Origin of the sequence: Gottfriedia acidiceleris (genome assembly GCF_023115465.1) — a bacterium.
GTDB lineage: Bacteria > Bacillota > Bacilli > Bacillales > Bacillaceae_G > Gottfriedia > Gottfriedia acidiceleris_B.
In genome coordinates this window covers 953,739-974,402 of sequence record NZ_CP096034.1, presented here as the reverse complement: position 1 = coordinate 974,402, position 20,664 = coordinate 953,739, and the positions used below count along the sequence as shown (strand labels likewise).

The following is a 20,664-nucleotide window of genomic DNA, read 5'->3' as shown; positions in this document are numbered from 1 at the left end:
TTTATGTATAATTTTTATTTCATACTTTATCTTTTTAAGAAATTAATCGTTTCCTCATTCCTTGCTCTTACCATTTTAACACGAACTATTCATAAAAGAAAAAGAGGTCGTCTTTGATTCATGCATATTAAAAGTTTTTATTCACTTGAGATTAAAGTTGAATAATGATGACTTTTAAGAATGAATCGTAAGACTACCTCTGTAATTAATTTAAGTCGATTTCTCGCTCAAAAATTAGTTCAACACATGAACCTTCTATTGATTGCTGATTGTTTACAACCTGATGAAGGCGCCAGCCACTCTTAGCATAGTTCCCAACTACATCATAATAATGTCGATTTGATGATTTCGTGTTAACTTTTACAAATTCGTATTCGTACATCTGTATCCACCCTCCGATGTATGATTCAACACTCATAATTTCCCCAATAATTATAAAAGTAATATGATCAAAAAAAGAAAACTCGGCGACTGACAAGTCTTTTAGTAGAGGCGTAGTAGCACTTATACTTTATTCCTAAAATTGGTGATTACTAGCTACCAATTATCTTAAAGTGCAATAAAAAAGGTATCCACTAGTATGGACACCTTAAAGAAAAAATAAAACAGTATTAAATATAAAAAATCCCGGAAGTATAACTACTCCCGGTTTAAGACAACTCCTTGGATGAAGGGGTTTTCATCATAACTATAACAATTTTTTATTAATTATTAATAAATACAATGTAAAAACAATGTAAATGTCACATCGAAATATTTTTATTTAATGTTACAATGAATGATGTCCCATGGCCTAGTTTACTTTCAACTTCGATTTTGCCTTTATGAGCTTCGACAAGATGTTTTACGATTGCTAGTCCTAGGCCTGTCCCTCCTGAGTTCCTACTTCTTGCTTTATCTACCCTGTAAAAACGTTCGAAAATACGAGATATGTCCTCTTTCCCAATTCCGACTCCTGTGTCATTGACCTTTAAAACAATATGATCATTTGTCTCGGAGGCAGTAATAAATACTTTACCACCAGCTGGAGTATAGTGAATTGCGTTATCAACTAAATTAATAATTACTTGTTTTAATCTTAACGCATCAGCATATACGACTAACGGACTATTCATGTATAATTTGAAGTCTATATTCTTCTCTTCTGCTTTTTGATTAAGCATCTGCTGTACATCTTCAATAACTTGTTTTGCTGAGACTTCTGCTAGTTCTAATTTAAAATTCTGTTGCTCAATTTTTGAAAGGTCTAATAAATCTTGAATAAGTGTCTGCATACGATCACTTTCCGTTAAAATAATCGATAAGAAGTTTTTACATAATTCATCATTTTCCATTGCACCATCTAGTAGAGTTTCAGTAAACCCTTTAATAGAGGTAATTGGCGTTTTAAGCTCGTGAGATACATTTGCAAAAAAATCTTTTCGAACTTGCTCTAATTTCTTTAATTCACTTATATCATGGAAAACCAGAACGATTCCTTTCCACTCGTGATTTATCCCAATAATTGGTGCACCATATATTTCAAAATGTTTTCTTTCAATTGATAATGGTAGAATGATTTGCTTTCTAACTTTTATTTCTTTTAGAAAAATTTCTTCCACAATTTCAATAACTTCTTTATGTTTAAATGCATCATAATATAGCTCACCCAGTATACTTCTGGAGTCAATTTTGAACGTTTCTCGATATGTTTTATTAATTAGGTTTACATGACCTCTACTATTAATTAAAACAACTCCGCTACCAATATTATGGATCAATGTGTTTAATCGGTCTTGCTGCATTTCTTGTTGACTAGTCATTTCTTGTAGATTTTTTGCGAGTACATTCATTGCTTGGCTTAACATTGTTGTCGATTCATTACTTTCGGCTAATGTTCTAGCTTTATAATTCCCTTTGGATAATTCAATCGCAACTTGTGTAATATCTTCAATTGGTTTTGAAAATTGATGCGAGTATCGTATCAGTAAAATTATGATGGCAAATAAAACAAAACCTAATAATGAAAATAATAACATCGAAATACTTCGGTAAACTTCCTTGATTGACTTAGTTGAATAATCAACAATCAAAAATTGCTTATTACCGTTTTTATCTGTTATTTTCTTGCCGTAATATTTAGCAGCAGAATCTTTTTCGATAAATTTAGCTGCAGAATCTACTTTATCAAGTCGTTCTAGATAAGCTTTTAAATTCTTTGATGATATATTCAATTCCAAATTCTCATTGCTAGATTTAGCGATAAGATTATAATGATCATCAAATAAAATTATATCGATATTTAAATCCTTAGATATCTTTTTTAACATTTGATTAGAAATATTCTTTGTTAATGGGGTATTCGACTCCATTATTGAGGCAATTAAATTCGTCTCTTTCTCAATTCTTTGATCATAGTTTGTCAGATAAAACGATTTAAATATTTGACCTAGCACGATTCCTAATATAACAAGAATAACGATTATGATTGCAGAGAATCCATAGAGCAATTTTCGGTTTAGATTACTCATTTAATCTTGGTTCCTCTAATTTATATCCTAATCCACGAATTGTTTTTATATAAACTGGTTTTTTCGAGTCCAGTTCAATTTTTTCTCTTAAATGGCTAATATGAACATCGACAATTCTAGTGTCACCTGCAAAATCATAATTCCAAACGGCACTTAATAATTGATCTCGAGTTAATACTCTACCTTTATTTTTCGTTAAATATAATAATAATTCAAATTCCTTAGGTGTTAACTCTAATTTTTCACCTTGGAAATATGCTTCATAATACTCAGGTAGAATTTTTAAATCAGCTATTATTAAAGTATCCGCATCTTCGTTTGATTGTACTGGTGTCTCAGTAAGTTTAGATCTTCTTAAAATAGCTTTAACTCTAGCTACGACTTCTCTTGGGCTAAATGGTTTTGTCATATAATCATCTGCACCAAGTTCAAGTCCTAATACTTTATCAAATTCATCATCTTTTGCTGTAACCATTAAAATAGGCGTCGTATTTCTTTGAAGTCTTAATTCTTTACATACTTCCATACCATCTTTTTTAGGTAGCATTAAATCTAGAACAATTAATTCTGGTTTTTCCTCTACAGCCTTTTGTAAACCTTCTTCCCCATCAGTAGCTGTAACAACTTGAAAGCCTGCTTGTTCTAAGTTAAATTTGATTAAAGTTAAGATATGCTCTTCGTCGTCAACTACAAGAATTTTATTGTTCATTTCATATTCCTCCAGGTATTGTTTAACCCTCATCCATTTTGATCCTATTTAATTTATCTATATCTACTTTTAATCATACTAAAAATTCTATCAAACGTAAAACGTAAAAAGCAGGGATAGAAAAGTTTCATACAAAGGTAAAACAATAAAAAAAGAATGTCAGTTGACATTCTTTAAGTTAAAAATTTTCATATAGTAGAGCATTCGATTGGTTTACCGTTGGTGGAATAACTGTCAGTTTCCCATTAGCAATTTCTGTTTGTGTTTTATTTAAAACGCTTACATTAATACATACTTCATTTAAATCTGAGTTAATTTCGACTACCTCAAAATGAATTGAAATTGTTTCATTGTGATATATATGTTGATCGAATTGAAGTTCTTTTTTAATAATATGACTTCCTGGGCCAGGTAAATGTTTTGTAACTGCAGCAGAGACTAACCCGCTTATAATAAAACTTGGAACAATCGGTTTATTATATTTTGTTTGAGAAGCATAGTTATATTGAGTATATAATGGGTTTGTATCGCCTGTTAGAGCCAGGTATAAGTAAATATGTTTTTCATCAATATGTTCTGTTACAATTAACTTTTCACCAATTGAAATGTCTTCAAGTTTTCGCCCGATTTTTGCTTTTTTAGTTAACATATTAAACCCCCTGTTTATCTTAATATTTTAAAAATTCGATAAACAACAGCAAAATTCCTTCTTAATCGGCAAAATTTTTATAAAAAAATTTTAATATTCTTCTGTCCATATTTTCCCCCTTATGGAAGATAAAATTCTATCTTTCTAAATACTCCAGTTAGTTACGACTTTTAAATCCGATACATTGCTTGAAAATCATATGGTTTGTTGCATAAAAAACTTGTACATACTTATATCGTGAAACGTCGTTTCAGAAACATAAGTTTTTGGTATAATTTAATAGATAAGATAGTTATATTAAAGTTTGGCTAAGTGAAAAGGAGAGATGGGCATGTCCTATACAGTTGATTTTAAAAATGTGTCTACGGTTGGTTTAGAGTCTTCCCCAGTAGTCGATGCACTTGCTGGCTTACGCGCTAATGAAGCTCGTTATTTTATGAACAAGTACAAACATGAATTTACGGTTGTACCTGCTAGTGAAAGTCAGGAGACACTTGATTATGTTAACCGAATTTTGAAAGAAGAACGTGATATCGTATTCGCTGCTAAACCTTTAGAAACTTCACGTTTTCAAGTAGAAAATATTAAATTTACCTACGTCTTTTATGAGGATGGACTTTCGGTCAACGTTATGTATACGGTTGATGATCCTAAAAAGCGTGCAGTTGGTTTTAAACTTTCTGAAGGAATGGAAATTCCATCGGAGTTAGTAGAGAAGTTTAAGTTTGCTAGGCAGAAGTCTAAACTAGCTGGAACGATTCGTGGCTCGTATTTTGTCATTAAAGGTGAATATTAAAGCTTAAAACTGAAAAGACCCACAAGGTAATTAGAAATTACCTTGTGGGTCTTCTTTTTAAGCTAAAACGTTCATAACGTTTTTAACAGCAGCAACTGAGCGATCTAATGCTGTTTTTTCATCAGCAGTCAAATCTAATTCGATAATTTGTTCAATACCGTTTCCGCCAATAATTGTAGGAACTCCTAAGTAAATACCGCTGTACCCATATTCGCCTTCTAAATAAGCGATTGTAGGTAACACGCGACGTTGATCCTTAAGTATAGCTTCAACCATTTCTACTAAAGATGCGGCAGGAGCATAATAAGCACTTCCGTTACCTAGTAGATTAACGATTTCTCCGCCACCCTTACGAGTACGTTCTACAATAGCTTCTAAACGATCTTTTGGAATTAATTTTTCTAATGGAATACCACCAGCATATGAATAACGCACTAATGGTACCATATCGTCTCCGTGACCACCTAAAACAAATCCAGAAATATCTTTAACAGATAAATTTAATTCTTGAGCTACGAAGGTTCTAAAACGAGCTGTGTCAAGAACTCCAGATTGTCCTATAACGCGGTGTTTAGGAAAACCAGCTTCTTTGTATACTGTATAAGTCATTGCATCAACCGGATTAGTTAAAACAACTATCGTACAGTTAGGAGAGTATTTTACGATTTCACGAGTAACTGCTTTCATGATGTTTGAGTTTGTTGATACTAGATCATCGCGGCTCATACCCGGTTTACGAGCGATACCTGCTGTGATGACTACTACATCTGAATCAGCTGTGTCAGCATAATCACTAGTACCAATAATATTAGCATCAAATCCTTGAACTGGACTTGCTTCAAGCATGTCTAAGGCTTTTCCCTTAGTAGGGTTCTCTAGTTGTGGAATATCAACTATTACTACATCCCCTAATTCTTTTTGTGCAAGCAAGAAAGCTGTTGTAGCACCAGTAAACCCAGCACCTACCACGGAAATTTTACGTCTACGAATTGACATATAAATACCTCCCTTTTGTTTACAAACACAATTTAATTATACAAGAACTGATTCCATATTTGAAATTAATTCGTTTGCAAATTCAGAACATTTCACTTCAGTAGCTCCATCCATTAGACGAGCAAAGTCATAAGTAACAACTTTTGAAGCGATTGTTTTTTCCATTGAATTAAGAATCATAGAAGCTGCTTCATTCCAACCCATATGCTCAAGCATTAATACTCCAGAAAGAATAACTGAAGATGGGTTTACTTTATCTAGTCCAGCATATTTAGGTGCTGTACCATGAGTAGCTTCAAAAATAGCATGTCCAGTTTCGTAGTTGATATTTGCTCCAGGAGCGATACCAATTCCACCTACTTGAGCAGCTAGTGCATCAGAAATATAGTCACCATTTAAGTTCATTGTAGCTACTACATCGAACTCACGTGGTCTAGTTAAAATTTGTTGTAAGAAGATATCAGCAATGCTGTCTTTTACTAGGATTTTACCAGCTTTTTCAGCTTCATCCATTGCTTTGTTTGCAGCATCTTTACCGCTTGTTTCTACGATGCGATCGTATTCTGCCCATGTAAATACTTTATCGCCGAATTCTTGCTCAGCAACTTCATAACCCCAGTTCTTAAATGCACCTTCAGTAAATTTCATGATATTACCTTTATGAACTAAAGTTAAAGATTTACGGTTTTCTTGAATTGCATAATTAATTGCTGCACGTACAAGACGTTTTGTACCTTCTTCAGAAATTGGTTTAATACCGATACCAGATGTTTCTGGGAAACGGATTTTATTAACACCCATTTCTTTTTGTAAAAATTCAATCACTTTTTGAACTGCTTCAGAACCTTTTTCATATTCGATACCAGCATAGATATCTTCAGTGTTTTCACGGAAAATTACCATATCTGTATCTTCTGGACGTTTAACTGGTGAAGGTACACCTTCAAAGTAACGTACAGGACGTAAACACACAAATAAATCTAGTTCTTGACGTAGAGCAACGTTTAATGAACGAATACCACCACCAACTGGAGTAGTTAAAGGTCCTTTAATTGCGATCATGTACTCTTGAATTAAATTTAAAGTTTCTTGAGGTAACCATTCACCAGTAACATTAAATGCTTTTTCACCAGCAAGAACTTCTTTCCATTCAATTTTACGATTACCATTATATGCTTTTTCAACAGCTGCATCTAAAACACGTGAAGATGCTGCCCAAATATCTGGGCCTGTACCGTCGCCTTCAATAAAAGGAATAATTGGATTGTTTGGCACGTTTAATTGGCCGTCTACTAATGTAATTTTTTCAGCTTGCATTACATGCTCCCCCTTGTATAAATAAGTTAAATTCATTAAAATACATGCTTTTGAGAGGAAGATTCCTCTTCCTCTCTTTACTATACCACTATTGTTCGAATATTAAATACTATTTTAAGTATTCAATTACTTCTTTATGCACGCTCTTCAATTGGAATGTAAGAGTTTTTCTCTGGTCCTGTATAATCTGCACGCGGACGAATAATACGATTATTTTCATATTGTTCTAAAATGTGTGCAGTCCAGCCAGACATACGGCTAATAGCAAAGATTGGAGTGAATAAATCATGTTCAATTCCTAAGCTGTGATAAACAGATGCAGAGTAGAAATCAACATTTGGTGGAATATTCTTTTGAGTTGTAACAAGTTCTTCAATTTTTTCAGACATTGTGTACCATTTTAACTCTCCAGTAATTGCACCTAATTGACGAGACATTTCTTTTAAATGTTTCGCACGTGGGTCCCCACCACGGTATACGCGATGTCCGAATCCCATAATTTTAGCTTTAGCATCCATTTTCTCTTGAATGTACGATTCAACATTTTCAATCTCACCGATTTCAGCTAACATTTTCATAACGCTTTCATTTGCGCCGCCGTGTAATGGACCTTTTAAAGCTCCAATTGCAGCTGTAATACCTGAATAAATATCAGATAATGTAGCTACGCAAACGCGTGCAGTAAATGTTGAAGCATTTAATTCATGGTCAGCGTGTAGTACTAAAGCCTTATTAATTGCTTCTTCAGCAATTGCATTAGGTTTATCACCAGTTAGCATGTATAAGAAGTTAGCCGCGAATGATAAATCTTTATTAGGAGCGACTGGTTCAAGCCCCTGACGAATTCGAGAAAACGCTGCCACAAATGTCGAAATTTTAGCTTGAAGTTGGATTGCTTTAAGATAATTTGAATCTGAGTCCATTGCTTCAGCATTTTTATCATACAATGCAAGCATTGAAATAACTGTACGTAGTACAGACATTGGATGTACATTTTTTAAATTAGTTGATTTTAAGTAAGTAATAACTTCTTCTGGTAATTCAGCATTATCTGCTAATTGAGAAGCAAGTTTTTTAAGTTGATCCTTATTTGGTAATTTGCGATGCCATAATAAATATACTACTTCTTCAAAACTTGCATATTCTGCTAATTCATCAATACCGATACCTACATACGTTAATGTATCATCAATAATAGAACTTATAGAAGTCGTAGCTGCTACAACACCCTCTAAACCACTTTTAACTGTCATATTCCCCTCTCTCCTTTACGCAAAAATTTCCCTAGTATTTAATACATATACTGGTATAACTCTTATAAAATACCGAGTATACATAGAAAGGAACCCTACTATCATTTATTATAAACAATAATCTGACTTTTGTGAATGAAAACAATTTACTAAAATATAATTATTATGCAATTACTTAATTAATTCTACAATCCAAATGAATAGATATGCGATTCCAGCTCCAATTAAAGGCCCTACTGCAACCCCTTTAAATACCGCTACAGACAGTACAGTACCTAGTACTAATGCTGCTGTTATTTGTGGACTAGTAGCTAATAATTGTACTCCACCTTTAGCCAGAAGAGCCACAGCGATACCAGAGAGTAGTGCGATCCAAGCAACAGGCGTTTTTAATGCATCAATCAAATTTTTAAAACCGATTTCACCAGTCGCGATTGGTACTAATACCGCAATCGTAATAATCGTTACGCCTAAATTAATACCTTTTGATTGCATATACGGAAATACTCGGTCTCCTAGAGGAGTATATTTTAGTACTAACAATACTATAATTGAAATAATTAAAGAGTTATTTTTAGCGATTGCACCAATTAATAATAAAACTAAGAGAAATATTGTCGATTCACTCATTTGTTATTATCCCCTTAATGTATAATTTATTAATAAATACTATCAAACTTTACTATTATAAAAAAATAATTCTTGATAAAATAAGACAAGAGGACTCATTTCACTTTGGAAGGAGGTAAAAGTTTGAATAGAACTTTAGTTTTTCAGATTATTCGGTTTTTATTTGTAATCGCATGTACTATTTTAGGTCTTTACGTGGCACTATTCATCTCAAAACTTACATACCCTTTCATCATTGCTTTTATCGTTGCATACCTTTTAAATCCACTAGTAAATTTATTAAACGAAAAAGCAAGAATACCAAGAGGAATAGCAGCATTTTTATCAATTATTTTACTGTTAGCTGTTCTAGGAGGATTATTTACATTACTAATTACGGAAATAATTTCAGGTTCAACCTATTTAATTCAAGTTGTTCCCGAAAGCTTCGAGCGATTAATTTATTTTGTTGAAAATATTGTTACTGATAAGGTCATTCCTTTATATGACTTAATTATGAGTAAATATAGTCAACTTGGTGCTGGTCAACAGCAAACGATTCGTACAAATATACAATCAATTGGCGATTCTGCAATTAATCTAGGAAAAGAAGCATTAAACGGAATTATTGTAGGAATTAAATTAGTAATTGCTTTATTACCAAATACTGCTACTTTAATATTCGTTTCTTTATTAGCAACATTCTTTATTAGTAAAGATTGGTACAAAATAAAAAATTTATTCGCAAAATATACTCCAGATCGAATTCAACATTACAGCAAAACAATTTTTATTGATTTACGAAAAGCTTTATTTGGTTTTATAAAAGCACATATCACTCTTATTTCTATGACGACAGTGCTAGTCTTAATCGGATTATTAATATTAAGAATTCCTTTTGCTATCACGATCGCTATTTTAATCGGTTTCATCGACTTACTTCCTTACTTAGGAACTGGCTTAATTTTCGTACCATGGATCTTATATACGTTTTTGTCTAGCGATTATAAATTAACGATTGGTCTTGCAATTTTATATGGTGTTGTAATTGTCCAACGTCAACTTGCAGAGCCAAAAGTTCTATCTTCAAATATTGGATTACAACCACTTCCTACTTTAATCTCGTTATTTGTTGGTTTTAAATTTTTTGGTTTACTAGGATTGATAGCAGGTCCAGTAACTTTAGTAATTTTATCAACCTTGTATCGAGCAAGAGTCTTCCATGAAATTTGGTATTATATTAGAGGTTCGAATTAAGCTGAAAATCAAATTTTTATTTCTGTGCAAATTAAAACGAGAAAGCTAACTGCTTTCTCGTTTTTTGCCTCTTATAAAAAATCTTATTCATTATCAATGTTTATTTCTTTATAAATCCAGTCCAAACAACATTACCTTTTAGCTTTTTCATTACAAAATAAATAAGTTGTTGAACAAATTTTATTCTAATTGGTTTAATTAGCAACACGATTGCTAGTAAGTCGGTAATTGGTCCTGGAATAAAAAATAGGAGACCAATTAGGAAAAATGATAATCCCTCTATCATGATTAAATCTGGCATTTTACCTGCCCGAATCTGTTCTCCGGCTTGTTGTTTAACTGTAACCCAAACGGATCTCATGATATATATACCAATCAAAAGCGTACCAATTAGCCAAAGAAATACTGATAAGGAACCAATTACTCTACTAAGTAATGTTAAACAGATTAAATCAATTAATGGGATTAACAATAGCCAACCAACCAGTTTTTTCATGATAGTTTCACCTCTTGCTTAGAATTAAAAATATCTCTTAATAATCTTATGCATGTCAAAAAATAAAGAGAAGGAAACTTTGTCCTTCTCTTTATTATATCTTAAAATATGCTTTTATGTCCTGTACTAACTATTCCTCTAGAAGCATCTACTGTGACAGCTTGTCCATTTACAAAGATGTTTGTTGCATTTTCAACTCCAACAATTACGGGAATTCCTAAGCTAACACCTACTACTGCAGCATGGCTAGTTAATCCACCTTCTTCAGTAATAATAGCTGCTGCTCTTTCTATTGCTGGCATCATGTCTCTATCTGTACTATTTGTTACAAGAATACTTCCTGGTGTAACTTTCGAAACAGCTTCTTCACCAGTTTTTGCGATGACAACTTTTCCTGCAGCAGTTTTGCGGCCAATACCTTGACCTTGAGCGATCACGTCACCTACTACATGGATTTTCATCATATTTGTCATACCTGTTTCACCAATTGGTAATCCAGCAGTAATGATGACAGTATCACCATTTGAAACAAATTTAGCGTCTTGAGCTGCTTCCATAGCATGTTGTAACATTTCATCAGTTGAGTTTGCTCTTTCTCTATATTCAGTTTGAACTCCCCAAACTAAAGTTAGGCGACGACAAATTCGTATGTCAGATGTAATAGCTAAAATTGGAGCTTTTGGACGATATTTTGAAATCATTTTCGCAGTATGTCCACTCTCTGTAGGAGCAATAATTGCAGCTACTTTTAGATTTAAAGCTGTTGCTGCAACCGATTGACCAATTGCATCTGTAATCGTTCCTTTATTTTCTCTTTGACGCTTTTTAAATAATTCTTCGTATTGTAAGCTTTTTTCAATTCGAAGCGCAATTGAGTTCATCATTGAAACTGATTCGATTGGATATGAACCTGCTGCTGTTTCTCCTGATAACATAATTGCATCAGTTCCATCAAGAATGGCATTTGCAACGTCACTTGCCTCTGCTCGTGTAGGTCGAGGATTACGTTGCATTGAATCTAACATTTGAGTAGCTGTAATTACTGGCTTACCTAAGTTATTACATTTTTTAATTAATAGTTTTTGAACGATTGGTACCTCTTCTGGTGGAATTTCTACACCCATATCTCCACGTGCAACCATTAAACCATCTGAAACCTCAAGAATTTCATCGATATTATCGATCCCTTCTTGGTTTTCGATTTTCGGTATAATTTGAATATACTCTGCGCCATGTTTACCTAGAAGCTCACGAATTTCTAATACATCAGAAGCTTTACGAACGAAAGATGCAGCAATAAAATCAACATTTTGTTCAATACCAAATTCGATATCGCTTATATCTTTTTCTGTAATACCAGGTAAATTCACACGTACATTTGGTACGTTTACACCTTTTTTATTTTTTACTAAACCGCTGTTTAACACTTTAGTACGAATATCATTTCCTTCAATTCCGATTACTTCTAATCCTATTAATCCATCATCGATTAAAATTTTAGAACCAACATGTACGTCATCAATTAATCCTTCGTACGATACTGCAAATTTTTCTGCTGTACCTACTACCGGTTCAGTAGTAATAATAACTTCATTTCCAGTTTTTAATTCTGCTTGGCCACCTTCAAAATCTAAAGTACGAATTTCTGGACCTTTTGTATCTAAAAGAATCGCTACAGTTCTACCAGTTCTTTTTGAAGCCTCGCGGATACTTGTAATTCTTGCAGCATGCTCTTCATGAGAACCATGTGAGAAGTTTAAACGTGCTACGTTCATTCCTGCATTAATTAACTCTACTAATTTTTCTACCGTTTCACTAGCAGGACCGATCGTACAAACTATTTTTGTTTTACGCATTTTTTACCCTCCAAAGTTATATAAAACTCTATACTTTTACGAAATTTATGAAATCGATTGCCCAATTTAATCTATCGAATTAAATTGAAAGTTCTTGAGATAATTGATACATATCTCGATCAAGTTCATGCTTTTTAGATAGCGCTTCGATTATGTCATGATCAACTAACTTATTATTCTGGATTCCAACACAACGTCCACCTTTGCCCTCCATAAGTAGTTCAACCGCTCTCGCTCCTAGACGACTTGCTAAAACTCGATCAGCTGCACTTGGTGAACCACCACGTTGAACATGTCCTAAAACTGTTACACGTGTATCAAAGTGAGTTCGCTCTTGTATTACTTTTCCAATCTCAATTGCACTTCCGACGCCTTCTGCAACTACAATGATACTATGTTTTTTACCACGCTCACTACCACGGTTTAATTTACTAATAATATCATCCATATCATAATCACATTCAGGTATTAAAATTGTTTCTGCCCCATCAGCTAATCCTGCCCATAATGCAATATCACCTGCATTACGACCCATAACTTCAATTACATATGTACGCTCATGTGATGTTGCTGTATCACGAATTTTATCAATCGCATCAATAACAGTATTTAATGCTGTATCGAATCCAATTGTAAAATCAGTACCTGGAATATCATTATCAATTGTACCTGGAACACCCACGCAAGGATAACCATGTTCAGTTAGCTTCTTTGCACCTTGATATGATCCATCTCCACCAATGACAACTAATCCTTCAATTCCAAACTTTTTCAGCTGTTCGATCCCTTTCATTTGTCCTTCTAATGTTTTAAATTCTGGACAACGAGCACTAAGTAGTTTTGTGCCACCACGATGAATAATATCACCAACAGAACCTAACTCTAGCTTCTCAATATTTCCATTAATAAGACCAGAATAACCTTGGTATACACCATAAACTTCTAGACCATGGAAAATCGCTTTCCTTACAACTGCACGTACAGCAGCGTTCATTCCTGGAGAGTCTCCTCCACTAGTTAATACGCCAATTCTTTTCATTATGTATTCACCTCAATGATTTTCCTTATGTCTTTATTCATTTTAATAAAGTACCATGTAATGCCTATTTAAACAATAGAAATAATGTGAACTTTTTCATAAACTTTTATTAATGAATGAAACACTGTTAAAAAGTATGACGACATCTTTTAGCATATAGCTATTTTTTACTAATTTTATAAAAAAAATACAAAAAGAGCATGCTAACATATTGTTTCACACACTCTAGAAGTTAAACTAAATATTATTGATTAAAAGAAATTTTCCCTAATTTTGCGTGTTTTTCATATCGTTGTTGAACTAGCTCTTCTTTATCCATAGTTAAAAGTGACTTTAATGTTTCATATAAGTACTTATCGATATATTTAGCCTGTTGTTCAACATCATTTTGTGCTCCACCTTTTACTTCTGGAATAATTTGGTCAACTACACCTAATTCTAATAAGTCTGGAGCTGTAATTTTCATTGTTTCAGCTGCTCTACGTGCTTGTGAAGCATCTTTCCATAATAATGCTGCTGCACCTTCTGGTGAAATAACAGAGTAAGTCGAGTTTTCTAACATCAGTAACTTATTACCAATTCCTAATGCTAACGCTCCACCACTACCACCTTCGCCAATTACAATACAAATAGTAGGTACTTTTAAGCCTGCCATTTCAAAAATATTTCGGGCAATTGCTTCACTTTGTCCACGCTCTTCAGCTGCCTTACCAGGATATGCACCTTTTGTATCGATAAACGCGATAATTGGTCTGTTAAATTTCTCTGCTTGCTTCATTAAACGAAGTGCTTTTCGGTACCCTTCTGGATGTGGCATACCGAAATTACGTTTTATATTTTCTTTTGTATCTTTACCACGTTGATGTCCAACGATAGTAACAGGTAATCCACGGTAAGATGCGATACCTGAAACGATTGCAGCATCGTCTCCGAATAATCGATCACCATGACACTCAAAGAAATCCGTAAATAATCTATTAACATAATCTAAAGTAGTTGGTCGTTCTGGATGTCTAGCAACTTGTACACGATCCCAAACTCCCATGTTACCGTATATTTCATTTTCTAAGGTTTTTAAACGTTCTTCTAAACGTCTGATTTCTTCAGAAAAATCAACATCATGTTGACTTGTATAAACCTTTAGCTCGTCTATTTTCGTCTTTAGTTCATGAATCGGTTTTTCGAATTCTAACATAACCACTATTGCAAGACACCCCCTTGATGTAAGTTAAGAATTGTAAATAATTTTGAACGTAATTCTAATCGTGAAATGACTGCATCAAGCTGACCATGATTCAAAAGGAATTCAGCAGTTTGGAAGTCTTCAGGTAGTTCTTCACGAATCGTTTGCTCAATAATACGTCTACCAGCAAAACCAATTAAAGCACCAGGCTCAGCAAAGTTAAAGTCGCCTAAAGAAGCAAAACTAGCAGATACTCCACCTGTAGTTGGATTTGTCATAATAGAAATAGCTAAATAACCTAGCTCGCTATGCTTTTTAAGCGCAGCACTAGTTTTTGCCATTTGCATTAAACTTAAAATACCTTCTTGCATACGAGCTCCGCCAGATGCAGTAAAAATAATAAATGGTGAACCGTCAGATGAGGCTTGCTCAACTGCACGAGTTATTTTCTCTCCAACAACAGATCCCATGCTTCCCATTCGGAATCTTGCATCCATAACTGCAATTACAACAGGAATTCCGTCAATTTTTCCTTTTCCTGTAACAATCGCCTCGTTAAGTTCTGTTTTTTTACGATCCCCTTCAAGTTTCTCTATGTAATCAGGGAAATGTAAAGGATTTGCAGAAACCATATTGTGATCAAACTCTTCAAAAGTATCTTCATCAATTAAGCTTTCGATTCGTTCGAATGCTGTCATTTGATGGTGATATCCACAACTATTACAAACTTTTAGGTTTTTTATTAATTCTTTTGTAATACTAATTTTTTTACATTTAGGACATTTTGTCATAACACCGTCAGGTAAATCTTGTCTCATTACTTCTGAAGGTATAGATGCATATTTTTTCTTTTTGGAAAATAAGTCTTTTATTTGCAACCTAATTCCTCCTAACTTTTTTAGTACTAAATACTAATAGGATACTATAAATGTTATACACTTTTTGTTAACATTTGTCGATAAAATTCAGCTAAATTTCGTCATTTCAATCATTTAATCAACTTGAAATTTGTAGAAAATCTTAAAAAACTAATTTATGCATTTTTTATGAAATCCCTTTAATTTCCAACAATCTCTGCACTTTTTACCACATCTAAGTATTATATCAGATAAAAAAGGATAGTACTACATTACTTAATTTTAGTATTGTAATACTATCCCCATTAATATTGATATCTGGTAATAAAACTATTTAATTAAAGCTAGTTTTTTTGTTTTTTCTTCGATTTCTTTCGGGTCAACATTCAATCTCGCAACCCCTGTTTCCATTGCAGCTTTTGCCACACTAGCAGCAACTTTTGGAGCCACTCGAGGATCAAATGGTGCTGGAATAATAAAATCTGGAGATAAATCAGCTTCACTTACTAAGCTTGCAATTGCATTTACTGCAGCAATTTTCATCTCTTCATTAATATGTGTAGCACGAACATCTAATGCTCCACGGAAAATTCCTGGGAATGCAAGAACGTTATTTACTTGGTTAGGATAGTCACTTCGACCAGTACCGATTACTAAAGCCCCTGCCTCTTTTGCATCTTCAGGCATAATTTCTGGATCAGGATTAGCCATTGCAAAAATAATAGGATTTTCATTCATTGAACGAACCATTTCTTGAGTTACTGCTCCTTTTACAGAAACCCCAATAAATACGTCTGCCCCTTCAAGTACTTCTTTTAGACTACCTTGAATTTTATCTTTATTTGTGTATTTTGCAACTTCACTTTTAACGCTATTCATCCCATTTGGACGACCTTCGTAAATCGCGCCTTTTGTATCACACATAATAATCTGACGAACACCAAAACGATACAATAATTTTAATATAGCAATACCTGCCGCTCCTGCACCATTTAGGACTACTTTAATATCAGCCATATTTTTATTCACTATTTTTAAAGCATTTACTAAACCTGCAAGTGTAACGATAGCCGTTCCATGTTGATCATCATGGAATATTGGAATATTTGTTTCACGCTTTAAGCGCTCTTCTATTATAAAGCAGTTTGGAGCTGCAATATCCTCTAAATTTATTCCACCAAATGTAGGTTCTAACAATTTTACTGTTTGAATGATTAGCTCTACATCTTGCGTATTTAAGCAGATAGGAAATGCATCAACACCAGCAAAGCTTTTAAATAACGCAGCCTTACCTTCCATTACAGGTAATGCAGCCTCTGGTCCAATATTACCTAGTCCAAGAACAGCAGACCCATCAGAAACTACACCAACCATATTACCTTTCATTGTGTATTCATACACTCTGCTTTTTTCTTCGTAAATTTCTTTACACGGCTCGGCAACACCTGGTGAGTACGCTAAACTTAGTTCTTTAGCATTTGTAACTGGCACCTTAGAAACTGTTTCTAATTTACCTTGATGTACTCTATGCATATGTAATGCTTCTTCACTTAATAATGACAAACTATTCACTCTCCCTAATGTTGACGAGTTGACTTTTCAACTGTATATTTCTTAGTGATTTTCTCTTTAAAAGGTAAAATTTTCTTTTTGTATGATATCACATGTATGTTAATAATAAATAGTTTAGAGAAGAATGTCTATTTCTTTAATACAACATTTGCATCCCCTACTATATTTTTTAACATCGAAAGACAATTCACAGAAGGATTCACGTAATAGTGCTCAGATAACTGAACAGCTTTTTTATCTTCTTCATAGTAAAGAACAACTTTCGCATGCCCTTTAAACTTAGCGATCGTTTGCTGTATTGTGTAGGAAATATTTTTATTAGTATGTCCCGTTATTTTAATAAATAAAGTATACTTCTTTTGATCGTTTATTTCTTCCATTTCTTCGATTGTAAGCACTTCATTTATTATTAATTGTTTTCTTTCATCCCGTTCATCAACTTTTGCTTTAACTACAACTACTTCTTTTTCTTTTAATTTATGACGGTATTTTTCAAATGTAGTCGGAAATACAACAGCATCAATTGTAGTACTTAAATCTTCAACTTGTAAAAAAGCCATATGCTGTTGTTTTTTTGTTTTTGTAATCCTTAAATCCTTAATATAGACGAACAGTAGATGCTCTGTATCTTTCTTCATCATAATTGATGAAATAGTCCCGGCATCACTTTCATTAAGCAACTTCTCGTATTGACTAATCGGATGACCTGATAAATAAGTACCTAATGCCTGTTTTTCAAGTTCAAGCTTAATTGAAATTTTCATTGGCTCCACTTTAATAATTTCTGGTTTAGGCACAAAATCTTCATCAAGAAATAAATCAAATTGATCTTCATTTTCAGGTCTTACTATATCCACGTAATCAAATATCATATCAATATTTGCTAATAGCGTTGCACGGTCGAGCTCAAACTCATCAAAGCACCCCGAAAAAATTAAATTTTCTATACTTTTTCGGTTTAATGCTTTTGGTGAAATTTTAATGCACACTTCAAAAAAATCTTTATATGGCCGCTTTTGTAGAATTTCCCTAACAGTTGCCATTCCAATATTTTTAATAGCTAATAAACTATATCGAATTCCATTTCCTTCAACTACAAATGCATATTGACTTTTATTGATTGAAGGTGGATAGATTGGGATCCCTTTCAATTTTGCTTCACCAATATAATTCGAAACTTTCTCTTCACTTCCTATAAAACTCGATAAAAGTGCTGCATAAAATTCTAGAGGAAAATTCGCCTTTAAATATGCTAGTTGATAAGCAATCATACTATACGCAACAGCATGACTCCGATTAAATCCATAGTTAGCAAATTGGACAATTAAATCGTATACTTCATTTGCAACTTGTTCATCATAACCTTTAGCTATTGCACCTTCTACAAAATGAATTCTTTCTTTGTCTAAAACTTCCTTCTTCTTCTTACTTACAGCTCTTCGAAGTAAATCTGCTTCACTTAACGTAAATCCTGAAAGAGTTGAAGCTATTTGCATGATTTGCTCTTGATAGATAATTACCCCATATGTTGGTTTTAATATTTTTGCTAAAACCGGATGTGGATACGTAACTTTCTCCAATCCATGTTTATATTGAATAAATTTAGGGATTTGCTCCATTGGACCCGGACGATATAACGCGTTTACAGCCACTATATCTTCAAACTGATTAGGCTGTAATTGCTGTAGTACCCTTCTCATACCTGATGATTCTAGCTGAAATACACCTGAGGTATCCCCTTTACTAAGAATTTCAAATGTTTTTAGATCTTGTAACGGAATCTCTTCCAAATTAATTACTTCGCCTTTTGCTTCATAAATTAATCGACAGACATCTTCCAATAAACTTAAGTTACGTAGTCCAAGAAAGTCCATCTTTACTAATCCAAGTTCTTCAAGGATTTCTGCAGGATATTGTGTTAAAAACACTCCATGATTCCCCTCTTGTAACGGAACAACATTTGTTAAGGGAAGTTCAGAAATAATTACACCTGCTGCATGGATGCTTGTATGACGAGGTAATCCTTCAACTTGGCAAGCTACCTCAAATATCCGTTTATGAATACCAGAATGTTCAACATGACTTTTAAAAGCTTTTGATTGCTCATAAACATCTTGTAATGAAATTCCTAGTGATGATGGAATTAGCTTCGAATACCGATCTATTTCAGTTGGTGTTAGCCCCATTACCCTGGCAATATCTCGAATGGCTGCTTTTGCACCTAATGTTCCAAATGTAATAATTTGTGCAACATGCACATCACCATATTTTGCAGCGACATAATCAATCATTTCATCTCGTCGATGATCGGGAAAATCAATATCAATATCTGGCATTGTAATTCTTTCTTCATTTAAGAAACGTTCAAATAGTAAATTATAATGTATTGGGTCTACATTCGTAATTTTTAATACGTAAGCCACTAAAGATCCAGCGGCTGAACCACGTCCTGGTCCAACAAATATCCCTTGTTCAAGTGCATATTTAATGAAGTCCCAAACAATGAGGAAGTAATCATTAAATCCCATCTTATTGATTGTATTTAACTCAAATTCTAATCTTTGTTTAAGTTCATCATTTATTTCTCCGTAACGCTCAATCATGCCTTTTTCGCAAACCATTTTTAAATAATCCATTGTTGAATATCCATCAGGTACTGGATACTTAGGCAATAATGGCTGATGAAAAGGAATCGTTACATCACATATATCTGAAATATGTATAGTGTTTTGAAATGCTTCTTCTTCGTCAGAAAACAACTTCAATAATTCGGCTTTTGATTTGTAATAATATTCGTTTGAATGTAATCTTGGTCTTGATTCGTCCGATAGCTTAGTACCATTTTTAACTGAAAATAATGCATCTTGTATAAGTGCATCCTCTTTTTCAATATATCGAACGTCATTTGTAACAACTAAACTGATGTTTGTTTCTTTTTGTACTTGTTTAATTAATGGATATAGCGAACGATCTTCAGGTAAACCGTGATCTTGAATACTGACAAAAAAGTGATCGAAAATTGATTGATACTCTTTTACATGAACAATTGCTCTTTCGATTTCTCCATTCAATAGTAAGTTTTCAATCTCTCCCTCAATACCTGGCGTAATTGCAATCATGCCGTTACTATATGCCGATAACCACTTTTTAGGAATTCCTTCTGGTGATTTTGTCCCTATTATACTTGTAAGTTTTAAAAGGTTTTGATAACCAGTCAAATCTTTCGCTAATAAAATCATCGGATAAGACTGATGTTCATCCATTAAAATTGAGATTTTCACCCCAATAATTGGCTTAATCCCTGCTTTTTTACACGCATGATAAAAAGGAATTACCCCGTACATGACATTTTCATCTGCAATAGCAAGCGCAGGATGTCCTTCTCTAACAGCAGCATTAATTAATTCATCTATTTTACATGCGCTTTGCAATAAACTATAAGAACTTTGAACTTGCAAATGAACAAAACTCATCTACATTCCTCCTTACCATCTTTTCAATATAATCTATTCTATCACAAAATACGAACTTACATTCTATTTTTGTTCGTGAACATTAAAACAAA

General features: G+C 33.4%; 17 protein-coding genes. 2 read left to right on the top strand and 15 right to left on the bottom strand.

What is annotated here, in order from left to right; genetic code table 11:
• Positions 1-205 precede the first annotated feature (205 nt).
• The 4 genes from MY490_RS04595 to MY490_RS04580 form a co-directional block, all read right to left on the bottom strand.
• The gene (locus MY490_RS04595; RefSeq protein WP_248268184.1) at positions 206-382 is read right to left on the bottom strand and encodes a DUF4177 domain-containing protein; all 177 of its coding nucleotides are present in this window, start codon (positions 380-382) and stop codon (positions 206-208) included.
• Positions 383-743: 361 nt separating this feature from the next.
• The gene (gene pnpS / locus MY490_RS04590; RefSeq protein WP_248268183.1) at positions 744-2,510 is read right to left on the bottom strand and encodes a two-component system histidine kinase PnpS; all 1,767 of its coding nucleotides are present in this window, start codon (positions 2,508-2,510) and stop codon (positions 744-746) included.
• The gene (locus tag MY490_RS04585; RefSeq protein ID WP_248268182.1) at positions 2,503-3,219 is read right to left on the bottom strand and encodes a response regulator transcription factor; all 717 of its coding nucleotides are present in this window, start codon (positions 3,217-3,219) and stop codon (positions 2,503-2,505) included. The genes pnpS and MY490_RS04585 overlap by 8 nt, the downstream gene beginning before the upstream one ends.
• 178 nt (positions 3,220-3,397) lie before the next feature.
• A complete protein-coding gene (locus MY490_RS04580; protein ID WP_248268181.1) occupies positions 3,398-3,868 on the bottom strand; it encodes a MaoC/PaaZ C-terminal domain-containing protein in 471 nt (156 codons plus the stop codon).
• A 331-nt stretch (positions 3,869-4,199) separates the two neighbouring features.
• Between MY490_RS04580 and MY490_RS04575 the strand changes: the two genes are divergently transcribed.
• On the top strand, positions 4,200-4,664 hold the full coding sequence (locus tag MY490_RS04575; protein WP_248268180.1) for a phage tail protein: 465 nt from the start codon (positions 4,200-4,202) through the stop codon (positions 4,662-4,664).
• 57 nt (positions 4,665-4,721) lie between these two features.
• Here the strand turns inward: MY490_RS04575 and mdh are convergent, their stop codons facing one another.
• The 4 genes from mdh to MY490_RS04555 all read right to left on the bottom strand — a co-directional run bounded on the left by mdh (position 4,722) and on the right by MY490_RS04555 (position 8,860).
• Positions 4,722-5,660, bottom strand: coding sequence for a malate dehydrogenase (gene mdh / locus MY490_RS04570; RefSeq protein ID WP_248268179.1), 939 nt, complete (start codon positions 5,658-5,660; stop codon positions 4,722-4,724).
• Between the two features lie 36 nt (positions 5,661-5,696).
• Positions 5,697-6,977, bottom strand: a complete 1,281-nt coding sequence (icd, locus tag MY490_RS04565) for an NADP-dependent isocitrate dehydrogenase (protein ID WP_248268178.1) — start codon at positions 6,975-6,977, stop codon at positions 5,697-5,699.
• A gap of 134 nt (positions 6,978-7,111) precedes the next feature.
• The gene (citZ, locus tag MY490_RS04560) at positions 7,112-8,230 is read right to left on the bottom strand and encodes a citrate synthase (protein WP_248268177.1); all 1,119 of its coding nucleotides are present in this window, start codon (positions 8,228-8,230) and stop codon (positions 7,112-7,114) included.
• Positions 8,231-8,401: 171 nt separating this feature from the next.
• Positions 8,402-8,860 (bottom strand): DUF441 domain-containing protein, encoded by a 459-nt coding sequence (locus tag MY490_RS04555; protein ID WP_129691821.1) that lies wholly within the window; start codon positions 8,858-8,860, stop codon positions 8,402-8,404.
• Positions 8,861-8,983: 123 nt separating this feature from the next.
• Between MY490_RS04555 and ytvI the strand changes: the two genes are divergently transcribed.
• Entirely contained in the window at positions 8,984-10,096 is a 1,113-nt protein-coding gene (ytvI, locus tag MY490_RS04550) for a sporulation integral membrane protein YtvI (protein WP_248268176.1), read from the top strand.
• Positions 10,097-10,196: 100 nt separating this feature from the next.
• Here the strand turns inward: ytvI and MY490_RS04545 are convergent, their stop codons facing one another.
• The 7 genes from MY490_RS04545 to dnaE all read right to left on the bottom strand — a co-directional run bounded on the left by MY490_RS04545 (position 10,197) and on the right by dnaE (position 20,572).
• Entirely contained in the window at positions 10,197-10,592 is a 396-nt protein-coding gene (locus MY490_RS04545; RefSeq protein ID WP_248268175.1) for an FxsA family protein, read from the bottom strand.
• Between the two features lie 101 nt (positions 10,593-10,693).
• Positions 10,694-12,448, bottom strand: a complete 1,755-nt coding sequence (gene pyk / locus MY490_RS04540; protein ID WP_248268174.1) for a pyruvate kinase — start codon at positions 12,446-12,448, stop codon at positions 10,694-10,696.
• 79 nt (positions 12,449-12,527) lie between these two features.
• A complete protein-coding gene (gene pfkA, locus MY490_RS04535) occupies positions 12,528-13,487 on the bottom strand; it encodes a 6-phosphofructokinase (RefSeq protein ID WP_069034601.1) in 960 nt (319 codons plus the stop codon).
• A gap of 244 nt (positions 13,488-13,731) precedes the next feature.
• Complete coding sequence (gene accA / locus MY490_RS04530) at positions 13,732-14,688, bottom strand: acetyl-CoA carboxylase carboxyl transferase subunit alpha (RefSeq protein ID WP_432707036.1); 957 nt, start codon at positions 14,686-14,688, stop codon at positions 13,732-13,734.
• Entirely contained in the window at positions 14,688-15,488 is an 801-nt protein-coding gene (gene accD, locus MY490_RS04525; protein ID WP_248269320.1) for an acetyl-CoA carboxylase, carboxyltransferase subunit beta, read from the bottom strand. Before accD ends, accA begins: the two co-directional genes overlap by 1 nt.
• A gap of 369 nt (positions 15,489-15,857) precedes the next feature.
• Entirely contained in the window at positions 15,858-17,090 is a 1,233-nt protein-coding gene (locus MY490_RS04520) for an NADP-dependent malic enzyme (RefSeq protein ID WP_248268173.1), read from the bottom strand.
• A 137-nt stretch (positions 17,091-17,227) separates the two neighbouring features.
• Entirely contained in the window at positions 17,228-20,572 is a 3,345-nt protein-coding gene (dnaE, locus tag MY490_RS04515; protein ID WP_248268172.1) for a DNA polymerase III subunit alpha, read from the bottom strand.
• Between the last annotated feature and the right edge of the window lie 92 nt (positions 20,573-20,664).